8 protein-coding genes are annotated in these 12,191 nt (G+C 72.4%); 4 read left to right on the forward strand and 4 right to left on the reverse strand.

Going from position 1 to position 12,191, the window contains the following annotated elements:
* Positions 1 to 114: 114 nt before the first annotated feature.
* On the reverse strand, positions 115 to 3,363 hold the full coding sequence (locus ACFWOG_RS34320; RefSeq protein WP_380363157.1) for a discoidin domain-containing protein: 3,249 nt from the start codon (positions 3,361 to 3,363) through the stop codon (positions 115 to 117).
* A 284-nt stretch (positions 3,364 to 3,647) separates the two neighbouring features.
* Here ACFWOG_RS34320 and ACFWOG_RS34325 point away from each other — a divergent pair, with 284 nt between their 5' ends.
* Positions 3,648 to 5,180 carry an oxidoreductase gene (locus ACFWOG_RS34325; RefSeq protein ID WP_380363159.1) on the forward strand — a complete coding sequence of 511 codons (1,533 nt, stop codon included), beginning with the start codon at positions 3,648 to 3,650 and terminating at the stop codon, positions 5,178 to 5,180.
* 188 nt (positions 5,181 to 5,368) lie between these two features.
* The gene (locus tag ACFWOG_RS34330) at positions 5,369 to 6,466 is read left to right on the forward strand and encodes a winged helix DNA-binding domain-containing protein (RefSeq protein ID WP_329879806.1); all 1,098 of its coding nucleotides are present in this window, start codon (positions 5,369 to 5,371) and stop codon (positions 6,464 to 6,466) included.
* Positions 6,467 to 6,551: 85 nt separating this feature from the next.
* On the opposite strand, the gene ACFWOG_RS34335 is transcribed toward ACFWOG_RS34330, so the two are convergent.
* The gene (locus ACFWOG_RS34335) at positions 6,552 to 7,283 is read right to left on the reverse strand and encodes a heparin lyase I family protein (RefSeq protein ID WP_329947627.1); all 732 of its coding nucleotides are present in this window, start codon (positions 7,281 to 7,283) and stop codon (positions 6,552 to 6,554) included.
* A 358-nt stretch (positions 7,284 to 7,641) separates the two neighbouring features.
* On the opposite strand from ACFWOG_RS34335, the gene ACFWOG_RS34340 reads away from it, so the two are divergent.
* On the forward strand, positions 7,642 to 7,923 hold the full coding sequence (locus ACFWOG_RS34340; protein ID WP_329879802.1) for a hypothetical protein: 282 nt from the start codon (positions 7,642 to 7,644) through the stop codon (positions 7,921 to 7,923).
* A 140-nt stretch (positions 7,924 to 8,063) separates the two neighbouring features.
* Here the strand turns inward: ACFWOG_RS34340 and ACFWOG_RS34345 are convergent, their stop codons facing one another.
* Together ACFWOG_RS34345 and ACFWOG_RS34350 are read right to left on the reverse strand one after the other, a co-directional pair.
* A complete protein-coding gene (locus tag ACFWOG_RS34345; protein WP_329947626.1) occupies positions 8,064 to 9,479 on the reverse strand; it encodes a solute carrier family 23 protein in 1,416 nt (471 codons plus the stop codon).
* 211 nt (positions 9,480 to 9,690) lie between these two features.
* On the reverse strand, positions 9,691 to 10,716 hold the full coding sequence (locus ACFWOG_RS34350; RefSeq protein ID WP_329947625.1) for a LysR family transcriptional regulator: 1,026 nt from the start codon (positions 10,714 to 10,716) through the stop codon (positions 9,691 to 9,693).
* Between the two features lie 173 nt (positions 10,717 to 10,889).
* Between ACFWOG_RS34350 and ACFWOG_RS34355 the strand changes: the two genes are divergently transcribed.
* Positions 10,890 to 12,050, forward strand: coding sequence for an iron-containing alcohol dehydrogenase (locus ACFWOG_RS34355; protein WP_380363163.1), 1,161 nt, complete (start codon positions 10,890 to 10,892; stop codon positions 12,048 to 12,050).
* Positions 12,051 to 12,191 lie beyond the last annotated feature (141 nt).

Here is a 12,191-nt window from a genome sequence, read left to right on the forward strand (position 1 = left end):
GAGCCCCCGGCCCGCCGCCCGGGTGAAGGGCGGCGTACCGGGGGCGGTGGGAGACGACCCGGCGAGGCCGTGCGACGAGCCGGGCGACGGGCCGGGCGGCCCGCCGGTGGTGGGTCAGCCGACGCCGATCTCGCCCAGCTGGAGGTAGTGGTCGCCGAACTGGTCGGCGCTCAGGCGGGTACCGGTGATCCGCACGTAGCGGGCCGTGACCGGGGTGAAGGCGAAGTCCTGGCTCACCGCCCCGGGGCGCGGGTGGCCGGTCCGGGACGCGACGGTGGTCCAGGTGGCGTTGTCGGCCGAGACCTGCACGGTGAAGTCCACCGGGAAGCCCAGTCCGGTGTTCACCCCGTCGGTGCGGGGGGTGAGCCTGACCTGGCTGAGCACGTTGGCACCCTGGAGGTCGACGGTGACCCACTCGTGGGCGGTCGCGGTCGGGGACTTGGCGCTGCTCCACCCCATCGAGTAGCCGAGCGCGGAGTTCAGCACGCCGTCGGTCGCCGCGCTGCGCTTCCAGCCCGAGGACTCCACGGAGCTGGAGCTGGTGACCGGTCGGCCGAGGGCCGGTTCCCTGCCGCCGGCCTCGATCTCGGCGAACTGCAGGTGGTAGTTGCCGTGGGGGTCGGTACGCAACTTGGTCCCCGTCACCCGGATGTAGCGGACGTCCGCGGGCGGGAACGCGAAGGACTGCGCCGAGGCGTCGGGCTTCGGGTGGCCGGTCCGGGACGCGACGGTGGCCCAGGTGGCGTTGTCGGCCGAGACCTGCACGGTGAAGTCCACCGGGAAGCCCTGCCCGGTGGCGTCGCCGTCGGCCCGCGGGTAGAGGTCCACGCGGCCGGTCCGCCGGGTGGAGCCGAGGTCGACCGTCACCCATTCGGTGTGGTCGGCACCGAGGTTGTCGATGCTGCTCCAGCCCTTGCTGCCGTCCGCCAGGCCGCGGCGGCCGTCGGTGGCGGCGGCCCTGCCCCAGCCGTCCGCCTCGTAGGAGCTGGACGCGGTGACGACGGCGCCCTCGGCGGGGTTGGTCCCCGGGTTGATCCGCACGTTGTCGAACCGGGCGGCGGCGTGGCCGGTGGCGAGCGCGACGTTGCCCACCGGGTAGCTGCCGTCGGTGACGGTGAGCAGGAGCGTCGCACCGTCGAAGACCCGCAGGGTGTCGCCCTGGCTGATGACCCGCAGGCTGACGGTCCGTCCCGGGGCGTACCCGGGGACGGCGGCCGTGGCGAGGGTCGTGCCGCTGCGGTGGACGAACACCGTGCCGTTGTTGCGCAGGCCGACCAGGTAGCCGGTCTGGGTGTCGGTCGGGTTCTGGCTGTGCAGCGTGAGACCCGCCCAGTTGGTGTCACCGCCGTCGTTGGCGTCGACCCCGGTGATCCGGACGTCGACGGAGACCGCGGCGTCCCGGTAGGCGCGGCCGGCCACCGCGGACGTCGTCTCCCAGCCGCTGAGCGGGTCGCTCTGGACGTACGCGCCGTCGGCGGTCACCGACCAGGTGCCCCTGGTGTGGCGCCACTCGCCGTCGGTGCCGCCGGAGAAGTCGTCGGCGAAGGGGAAGGCGGCGTCGGGGGCCGTGGAGGTGAGCGCGTCCAGGATCTGCTTGTGGCGGTGGTCGGTCTCGGTACCGGAGGTGGAGAACGACGTGGTGCCGGTGATCAGCGAGCCGATCAGGGCGCGGGCGAGCACGGGCTTGGTGGCGGCGAGCTGGTGGAGCAGTTCGTAGTCCTGGATGCCCGCCAGCAGGGCCTCGCTGCGGACGCTGTCGTAGACCTCGTACTTCCGGTGCGTGGCGTCACCGGCGTTGGGCCGGACCAGCATGTTGTCGCCGGTCTCCCAGTCGTCGAAGGTGTTCACGGCGGCGTAGGTGTTCGGGTCGGTCCAGTGGTTCCAGCCCCAGTGCAGGTAGCCGGTGCCTCCGACGGCCGCCACCATCCAGGGCGTCAGCCGGGAGTCGGACAGCGGGTAGCTGATGAACCGGTTGAGGTGGTTGTCCGTCGGCGAGCTGGAGTGGTAGAGCCAGAGCTCCTTCCCGGCGAGCCGCAGGCTCTGGTAGTAGCCGGCGTTGGCGTCGTAGTCGCTGTTGAGCAGCGGCGTGACGGTGCCGAGGGCCGCGTCGATGGTGGGGACGGCCGTGGTGTGGGCCTCGTTGGTCAGGCCGCTCGGGAAGTGCTTGCGGAACTGCTGGTAGACCCACGGCGAGGTCACGTTCTGGTCGGTCAGGTTGCCGCCCGGCTCGTCGAGGGCGCTCATGTAGAAGACGTCGCTCCAGCGCCGGCCGGGGGCGCAGGTGGGCCCGGCGTCCAGGCACTTGGTGTCGAGGTGGGCCTTCAGCGAGGCGAGGATCGTGTCGAGGTACACGGCGCTCGCCGCCCTGCGCTCGGGCGTGTCGATCAGGACGTCGGCCTTCCTGACGCCGCCCTGGCCGTCACCGACCAGCTGCTCCAGCACGTTGCCGCTGCCCTCGATCAGGTGCGGCGTGTAGATGTACTGGAGGGCTCCGGCGGCCTGGAAGAGCTGGAGGAAGCGGTCGAGGTTCTGCCACGTGAACGTGTACTGACCGTCGACCAGGGTGGTGTCCGGGATCGCCAGTGCCTGGAAATCCGCGAAGATCACGTTGTTCCGGTGCTTGGCGTGGTTGGCGGCGAAGTTCCTCATGACCTCCCACCAGCCCTCGCTGTAGTCCTCGACGCCGTACTGCGCGCGGATGTCCTGCGCGGTCCAGCCGTAGTCCCAGCCGACCGAGGTGAACCAGTTGTTCATCCGGAGCGTCGACCGGTTGACCGGCGGGAGCGCGGCGTCGTAGACCGTCACCGAGACCGGGACGTCCACCGCGCCGTCCGAACTCTGCACGGTGGCCTTGCCGGTGTAGGTGCCGGGAGCCTGGCCGGCGGGCACCGCGACGCTGTAGTGGTACGGCTGCGTCGTGTCGGGGGCCAGCTCGTACGGGGTGTTCTCCACCAGGGCGTCGTAGTAGCTGGTCCCGCCGTCCGGCGGCTCCTGGTAGCCGGGCTGCCCGATGCCGTTCCAGGGAGTGACCTTGGCGACGCGCGGGTGGTTGTACTCCCGGTTCACGGTGATCCGGGACGCCGGGATGGTGGCACCGGCCGGCCCGGCGAGGTCGCCGGCCACCACCTGCACCCCCGTCAGCCGGTGGCCGGAGCGGACCGCGATCTGGGCGGCCTGGGTCTCGTTGCGGGCCGCGAAGAGCCCGACCGCGCGGGTGGGACGATCCGGAGCGGGAGAGGCCGAGAACACGTGGTCGTAGCCGCTCGCCACCCAGACGGACGGGGGCGGCTCCACGGCCGCCGCCGTTCCCGGTATGAGGGCGGCGAGCAGAAGACCGACCAGGGAGGGCACAACGGCCCTCACAGGTGATTTGTCCACAATCACTCTTTCTGAATTCAGATTCGCACACGGTGAACACCGCAGGCGATCAGATGATGAGGGCCAGTCATATCGCATACCCGGTGAACCTGGTAGTTCGTGCCGATGCAAGCCACCGGTCCGTCAGGCGACCACGAAATGAACACGCGCGCTCCCCCGCCGAAGCCTGCGACGCGCCGGGCCCGGACGGGCCGGCCCCGTACGGCCCGGCTGCGAGGGGTTCGTCTAGGGTGCGGTCCCGACGCGGTCGACGATCGAAGGGGGACGGCATGCTGACGTACGAGCACCTGAGCGAACCGGAACGGCGGTTGTGGGACGCGTGCCCCACCGGCTCGGTGGTCGACCTGCGCAGCGGTGAGGGCAGCGCGGACGACCCGGCCGGCGGGGCGGCCTGGGGTGACGGGCGCACCGTCCGCGCCGAGGCGATCACGGCCGCACTGCTCGCAGGCCCCGGACTCGGCGGCCCGGTACGGGCGCTGCGTCTGACGGGAGCGCGCGTCACCGGGCACCTCGACCTGGGCGGGATCGTGTCGGGGTGCGAGCTGAGGTTCGAGGGCTGCCACTTCGAGGAGCAGGTGGTGCTGCGGGACGCGTCGCTGCGGTCGACCGCCCTGACCGGATGCCGGATACCCGGGCTGGACGGCTGGCTCCTGAAGGTCGACGGCAACCTCTTCTTCGAGGACTCGGTCTTCGACGGGCGACTCACACTCACGCGGGCGCACATCACGGGCGAGCTGCGACTCAGCGGAGCACACCTCACCGCCACGGAGCTCACCGCCCCCGGGCCGGGCCCCGCCGGCGGTCCGGACCCGGCGCGCGGCCCGGACGTCTGGGCGCTGTGGGCCGGGGGCCTGGTGATCGAGGGCGGCTGCTTCGCCCGCAAGGGGTTCCGCTCCCGCGGGGGCCTGCGGCTGGTCGGTGCCCGGTTCAACGGCGGTCTCTTCATGGAACGGGCCCGCATCGACAACCCCGGCGGTGACGCGCTCACCGGCGACGACCTCTCCGCCTCCACCGTCGTCCTCTCCGACGGCTTCACGGCCACGGGATCGATCCGGCTCCCCGGGGCGGTGATCCGCAGCAGGCTCTCGCTGGACTCCGCCGTCCTGAACGGCGGCGCCGTGGCGCTGGCCGCCGTCCGGCTCACGACCGGCGACCTCCAGCTGACCCCGGCCGCCCCACCGACCGGCGCGGTCGACCTTCAGGACGCACAGGCCGTCGTCCTGCACGACAACGAGCACAGCTGGCCCGCCGACACCCGCCTCGACGGCTTCACCTACACCTCGATCCAGGCCCCGGCCGCCGGACCCGGTCCCGTCGCCGACCGCCTGGCCTGGCTGGCCCGCCTCCAGGGATACTCGCCCCAGGCGTACGAGCAACTCGCCTCCTGGTACCGGAGGATCGGCCACGAGGACGACGCCCGACGGGTCCTCCTCGCGAAGCAGCGCCGGCGCCGCCCCACCCTCGGCCCGCCCGGCCGGCTCTGGAGCCGGCTGCTGGACGTCACCGTCGGCTACGGCTACCGCCCCTGGCAGGCCGTGCTGTGGCTCCTCGGACTCGCCCTGCTCGGCGCCCTCGTCTTCGGGCAGGGCACACCCCACGAGGTGAAGCGCGGCGAGAGCGTCCCGTTCAGCCCCCTCGTCTACACGCTCGACCTGCTCATCCCGATCGGCGGACTCGGCCAGCGCACCGCGTGGTACTGGACGGGACCCCAGCAGTGGTTCGGCTACACCCTGATCGCCACCGGCTGGCTCCTGACCACCGCCGTCATCTCGGGCATCAGCAGAACCCTCAACCGCACCTGATCCACGACCTCGGGCAGCCGGCCGGAGCACCCCGGGCGAGGTGCCCCGGCCTCCGGGCGCACCCGAGTCGAGGACACCTCCTGTCCGCCACGTCTGCCACGGTGATGACCGGGCCGCCGGTCGAGGACACCCCACCCGACCGGCGCCCGACCGCCCGACCGCCCGACCCGACGCCAGGAGCAGACCGCATGACCGTCCTCGGCACCCGCGCCCTCAACCGCGCCGCCCTCGCCCGCCAGTACCTGCTCGCGCGCGAGGACACGCCCGTCCGCGACGCCGTGGCGCACCTGTGCGGCCTGCAGGCGCAGGAACCCCAGGAACCGTTCACGGGCCTGTGGTCCCGGCTGAGGGCGTTCCGGCCACAGGACCTGGACGACGCACTGACCGGGCGCACGGTCGTACGCACGCACCTGATGCGCCGCACCGTCCACCTCGTCACCGCCGACGACGCGCTGGCCTGGCGGGCACGCCACGACGCCATGCTGCGCCAGCGGTCGACGGCCGCCTACCGGCGCGAGCTCGCGGGCGTCGACCTGGACGAACTCGCCGCCGCAGGAAGGGCGGTCATGGCCGACGCGCAACCCCGCACCATGACCGAACTCGTCCGGGAAGTCGAAGGCCGCTGGCCCGCGCCCCCGCGCCGCGCCCTGGGCGAGGTGCTCGTCGCCGCCCTCGTCCCGATGGCCCAGCTCCCGCCCCGCGGCCTGTGGCGCACCACCGCGGGCGTCCGCAACCTGCCCCTGGCCGCCTGGCTGGGGCGCGAGATCCCGCCGCTCTCACCCGACGAGAGCGATCCCGTCGGGCGCCGGCTCGTCCGGCGCTACCTCGCCGCCCACGGCCCCGCCGCCACCGCGGACCTCCGTGCCTGGTGCGGACTCGCCGGACTGCCCGCCGCGGTCAAGGCCGTCCGCGGGGAACTCGTCACCTTCCGCGACGAACGCGGCCGCGAACTGCTCGACCTGCCCGACGCGCCGCGCCCGGACCCGGACACCCCCGCACCCGTCCGCTTCCTCCCGGCCTTCGACAACGCGATCCTCGGCTACCAGGACCGCAGCCGCATCATCGACGACGCCCACCTCGGCCTCTCCGTCGCCGGCCGACGCGCCGTCCTCGTCGACGGACGCGTCGCCGCCACCTGGACCCTGCGCGACGAACAGCTCACCGTCACCGCGCTGCGCCCCCTGTCCGCCCCGGAGCGGGACGAGGTCCACGCCGAAGCACGGGCCCTCGCCACCTTCCACGGCGCGGACCCCGACCGCGTCCGCCTCACCACCGGGACGGACTGAGCAGACGGACTGAGCGGACGGCCTCCCCGCCTTCCCCGGGCGGCGGGCCGCCGTCCGCGGACCGCCGCGGCGCGCGGTCCGTCCGTCACGAGCCGGCGGTGGCCGTCTCCAGCGTGGTCGCCATGACCGGGCTGGTGAAGGTGTTCGTCGCGGCCCCCGAGGAGAGGTGGTAGGAACCCCACTTGAGGTAGTTGCGGGTGCCGTCCCACGTGGTGCCCCTGAAGGTGCCGGAGCCGGTCGTGAAGGACTGCTTCACCCCGTCGAACCAGAAGTCGATGGTGCCGTCGGTGCGGCCCAGGCGGATCTTCAGCGCGTAGGAGTGCCACTGGTTGTTGGCGGTCGGCGCGGTCCACAGCGTGTGGGCGACGTGCTCGGTGTCCCACTCCTGGAGGCGGATGCGCCCGGCCGTCGCGTCGATCTCGATCGGGTGGTTCGCCGTACCGGTGCTCGGCGAGCACTTGAGCTGGAAGACGTAACGGCTGTTCGTGTCCTGGATGTCCACCTTGGACGACCAGCCGAGGTAGAAGGTGTCCCCCTCCTTCAGGTCGGGGCCGAGCGTCTCGCAGCGCTCCGCGCCCGCGGCCTGGAACGCCCGCCACACGCTGCCCTTGGCGGAGTCCTGGACGACGCCGAAGTCACCCGACGCGCACTGGACGGCGGCGAAGGAGGACGGGCCCTTGCTGGTGCTGGGGGTCCACAGGACCTTGCCCGCGGCGGCGGCCGAGCTGCTCGCGGTGACCGAACCGGCCGCGATCGCGAGCGTGGTGAGGGCCACGACTCCGACGGCGGTCCTGCGGTGGTGGGACAGAAAGGACATGCCTCTCCCGGGTGGATGAGTGGCGGAAACGGACGCCGCCCGGGCCGGCCGGCCCGAACGCATCCGTCGATTCGACCACCTGACGGCCGGTCGGGCCAGCAGGCCGACCGGCAGCGGCCCTTTCGGGCACTCCCACCGGTCGACCGCGGGCACCGGGGGCAAGGTCTCCGCGGTCACGGCGGCGGCCCCCGGGTGCCGTGGGCGCTCCCCGGTCGAGAGCGCCCTCGACCTCACCGACCCCTGCCGCTTCCGCTCCCGCTCCCGCTTTCGCTTTCGGAGAAGGAGGCCAGGACCGGCTTTCTCCTCCCCGGGGCGCGTTACGGGTGCGCGCGGCCGTCCTCACCACGAAGGTGGGGTGATGAGACTCATCGTGCTCCTCGAACCGGAGCTCCAGCGGGTGGCCCCCTTCGGCGGCGCCGCCGACGAGTACGTCGAGGGCGTGCGCGCCGTGCACGCGGCCGGGGCCGACCCGTCCGTGCCCGGCGCTCCCGGTGGTTCCACCCTGTGCGGTGCCGACACCCGACGGATGCAGGCCGTGGACTACCGCCCGGCCGAACCCGGCTCCTCCTGGTACCCGCCCAAGTGGCACGGGAGCGGGAAGGTCTGCCCGCACTGCGACCGGGCCGCGCACACCGGCTGACCGACCGGGACTCCACCGGTCCGGCTCCCCGGGCCCACGCCGTGGGCTTCGCCCGCACCTGTCGTCGGCCGTGGCGGGACGGCACACGGACGCGACGACGCGGGAGGCCGAGGCCACCCGGAAGGCCGCCGCGGAAGCGGTCAGCTGCGCGGCGGCGCCCCGCCGGGTTCTCCGGAGTCCTCCGTGCCCGCGTCGTACGAGGAGGTGCCCGCGTCCAGCAGGGGTTCCTGCGTCTTGAGGTGCGCGGGCGCCAGCGCTCGCAGCACGTGGTAGCCGGTGATGACGACCACGGTCCCCAGCGCGATGCCGCTGAGGCTGAAGGTGTCGGTGAACGTCATGGTGACGTTGCCGACCCCGATGATGATGCCCGCGGCGGCCGGCACGAGGTTCAGCGGGTTGCGCAGGTCCACGCCGGACTTGGTCCAGATCTGCGCGCCGAGCAGGCCGATCATGCCGTACAGGATGACGGTGATGCCGCCGAGGACCCCGCCGGGGACCGCGGCCACGACGGCACCGAACTTCGGGCAGATTCCGAACAGCAGCGCGAAGCCGGCGGCCGCCCAGTAGGCGGCGGTGGAGTACACACGGGTGGCGGCCATGACGCCGATGTTCTCGGAGTAGGTGGTGTTCGGCGGGCCGCCGAGCGCGGTGGAGAGCATGGAGCCGACGCCGTCCGCGGAGATCGCGGTGCCCAGCTTGTCGTCCAAGGTCTCACCGGTCATCTCCCCGACCGCCTTGACGTGCCCGGCGTTCTCCGCGACCAGCGCGATCACCACGGGCAGGGCCACCAGGATCGCGGACCACTGGAAGGAGGGGCCGTGGAAGGCGGGCAGGCCGATCCAGTCCGCCGTGCCCACGCCCGACAGGTCCAGACGCCAGTGGTCGGTGAGCTGTCCGCTCGCGTCCACCGAGTGGATCTTCCCGAAGATCCGGTCGAACAGCCAGGAGATCCCGTACCCGAAGAGCAGCCCGAGGAAGATCGCCACGCGCGACCAGAAGCCCCGCAGGCACACCACGGCCAACCCGGTGAACGACATCACCAGCAACGCCGTCCACTGGTCCTGCGGCCAGTAGGTCGAGGCGGTGACGGGCGCGAGGTTGAAGCCGATCAGCATGACGACGGCGCCGGTGACGATCGGGGGCATCGCGGCGTGGATGATCCGTGCCCCGAACCGCTGGACCGCCAGGCCCACCAGGAACAGCGCCACGCCCACCACGAACACGGCGCCGGTGACCGTGGCACTGGTACCGCCCTGCGCCCGGATCACCGCGGCCACGCCGACGAAGGACAGCGAGCAGCCGAGGTAGCTGGGCACCCGGCCGCGGGTCGCCAGCAGGAAGATGACGGTCGCGACGCCGGACATCATGATCGCCAGGTTGGGGTCGAGCCCCATCAGCACGGGCGCCACGAAGCTCGCGCCGAACATGGCCACCACGTGCTGGGCGCCGAGCCCTGCCGTCCGTGGCCAGGAGAGTCGTTCGTCGGGGCGGACGACCGCTCCCGGTGCGGGCGTCCGCCCGTCACCGTGCAGCTTCCAGCGCACGCCGAGGTCCATGTGGGGGTTCACTTTCTCTGTACTTCCGTGGAATCGTCCGCACCATTCTCGTGGCCGCCGGGCGTCCCGCGCGCCACCGGCCCTGCTCCTGACCTGCGCGCTCGCGCGGCACCGACGTCGGTGGGCCCTACCGGACACCCCCCGTCACGTGCGCCGTCGGACCCGTCACCCGTCACCCGTTACCGCCGCCGTCGCCCGTCCCCGCCGCCCGTCAGAGCAGGCGCGCGTTCGACCGGGGCGTGCGGCCGGACTCCCCCGGGAGCAGTTCGGCGGTGCGGTCGGCCACCTCGTGGTGCAGGGCGTCGCGCACGGCCCGGACGGCGGGGTGGGTCACCGCTTCCCGTCGCACGGCCAGCGTGATCGGCAGTCGGATGTCGACCTCGTCGACCAGCAGCCGCCGCAACCCGGCCCGATCGGCGAGGAAGGCCGGCAGCACACCGACCCCGGCACCCACCCGGGTGGCTTCGAGCTGGGCGAAGACGTTGGTGGAGGAGAACGCGGGTGTCATGCCCGGAAGATGACGTTCGATGTCGAGGTCGCCGACCTGGAGCATCGACTCGATGTAGAAGATCAGCGGATGCTCGCGCAGGTCGGCGACCTCGCCGGGGGGCCCGCACCGCGCGAGGTACTCGTCGCTGGCGTACAGCCCCAGCGCGTAGTCGGTGAGGTGCTCGGTCACCAGACGGCTCCTCGGCGGCCTGCCGATGGTCAGGGTGAGGTCGAAGCCGGCCGGTCGAAGGTTCAACTGACGGGTTGCGGTGATGAGTTCGACGTGCAGTCGGGGGTGGCGCCGGCGCACCCGGGCCAGGGCCGGGGTGGCGAAGACGGTGCCGAAGCCGTCCGGAGCGCTGACCCGGACGGTGCCGAGGAGTGACGGCGCGTCCTGACCGGACACCGCGTCGACGACGCGGACGAGGGCGTCCTCGATCGTGCGGGCGCTCGCGGAGACGGCCTTCCCGGCGTCCGTCAGGGCCCAGCCCTCCGCACCGCGTTCCATCAGCCGCACCCCGAGGCTCTTCTCCAGTGCGGTGATGCGACGGGACACGGTGGTGTGGTCCACCCCGAGTACCTCGGCGGCGGTCACCAGACGCCCCGTACGGGCGACCGCGAGCAGGTAACGCAGGTCGTCCGCGCGGAGTCTGCGCGGATCGAGACCGCTACGGTCCGTCCGCGTGGGCGGGACCTGCGCCGGAGCCGGAGCCGGATCATCACCGACCGGACGGGAACGGGAGCGCACGCGATCAGCGTATCTGCATTTCCGCACACCTCGTCTGCACGATTGGCGATTGAACGCACAACCTCACGGGGGTCACAGTCGAACCTTCCCGGCCGGCGTACCCGGCCGCCGTCCGTCCCCCGGTTCCTTCCGAGGTTCCTCCCCAAGTTCCTCCCAGCGTTGAGGGGTTCTCCATGGTTGCCAGCCTGTCCCTGCCACGGATCATGCGCGTCGGCCGCGGCGCCGCCGAGGAACTCGGCAACGTCATCGCGGGGCTGGGGCTGAGCCGGCCGCTCCTCGTCACGGATGCGTACCTGGTCGGAAGCGGTGCGGCGGAACGCCTTGCGGCGGCCCTGCTCAAGGCCGGACTCAGCCCGCGGCTGTTCTCCGACACCGTGCCCGACCCGACGACCGACTCCCTCGCCCCGGGACTGAAGGCTCTGCACGACCACGAGGCGGACTCGGTCATCGGGTTCGGCGGCGGAAGCCCGATGGACACCGCCAAGGCCCTCGCCCTCCTCGGCGTGCAGGGCGGTCACATGCGCGACTACAAGGCGCCGCGCGTCAACCTCGGCCCGGCGCTCCCGGTGATCGCGGTCCCCACCACCGCCGGCAGCGGATCGGAGGCGACCCAGTTCACGGTCATCACCGACAGCGGCACGGACGAGAAGATGCTCTGTCTGGGCCCCGCGTTCCTGCCGATCGCCGCCGTGGTCGACGTGGAGCTGACCATGTCGATGCCGTCCCGGCTGACCGCCGACACCGGCATCGACGCGCTCACCCACGCCGTCGAGGCGTACGTGAGCCGCAAGGCCAACCCCTTCTCCGACGGCCTCGCCCTCACCGCGATCGGCACCATCGGCCGCCACCTGCGCCCCGCCTACACCGACGGCTCGGACGTTCGGGCCCGCGAGGCCATGATGCTCGCCGCGACCCAGGCCGGCATCGCCTTCTCGAACTCCAGCGTCGCCCTCGTGCACGGCATGAGCCGTCCGATCGGCGCCCACTTCCACGTCGCCCACGGTCTGTCGAACGCGATGCTGTTCCCCGCCGTGACCGCCTTCTCGGTGCACGCGGCGCCCGGCCGATACGCCGACTGCGCCCGTGCCCTGGGAGCCGCGACCGCCACGGACGCCGACGAGGTGGCCACCGGGAAGCTCGTCGACGCGCTCCGCGGCCTCTGCCACGACCTGGACGTGCCCACGCCCCGCGCCCACGGCATCGACCAGGAGGCCTGGACCCGCCTGACGCCCCTCATGGCCGAGCAGGCCCTGGCCTCCGGCTCCCCCGCCAACAATCCCGCCGTGCCCACCGCCGACCAGATCCAGGACCTCTACGCCGGCATCTACGGCTGATCCCTTCGTCCGGAATTCCCCGGAAACGCAAAGAACCCCCGTCCGGATCCCGGACGGGGGTTCTTCACAATGATTGTTCGGCGGCGTCCTACTCTCCCACAGGGTCCCCCCTGCAGTACCATCGGCGCTGTGAGGCTTAGC

This window comes from Kitasatospora sp. NPDC058406 (assembly GCF_042722765.1).
GTDB lineage: Bacteria > Actinomycetota > Actinomycetes > Streptomycetales > Streptomycetaceae > Kitasatospora.

Excerpts from the sequence above, each read along its gene's own strand:
- ACFWOG_RS34355 (WP_380363163.1), top strand. The coding sequence starts at position 10,890 with ATGGTTGCCAGCCTGTCCCTGCCACGGATCATGCGCGTCGGCCGCGGC.
- ACFWOG_RS34340 (WP_329879802.1), top strand. The coding sequence starts at position 7,642 with ATGAGACTCATCGTGCTCCTCGAACCGGAGCTCCAGCGGGTGGCCCCC.
- ACFWOG_RS34335 (WP_329947627.1), bottom strand. The coding sequence starts at position 7,283 with ATGTCCTTTCTGTCCCACCACCGCAGGACCGCCGTCGGAGTCGTGGCC.
- ACFWOG_RS34330 (WP_329879806.1), top strand. The coding sequence starts at position 5,369 with ATGACCGTCCTCGGCACCCGCGCCCTCAACCGCGCCGCCCTCGCCCGC.
- ACFWOG_RS34345 (WP_329947626.1), bottom strand. The coding sequence starts at position 9,479 with ATGGACCTCGGCGTGCGCTGGAAGCTGCACGGTGACGGGCGGACGCCC.
- ACFWOG_RS34325 (WP_380363159.1), top strand. The coding sequence starts at position 3,648 with ATGCTGACGTACGAGCACCTGAGCGAACCGGAACGGCGGTTGTGGGAC.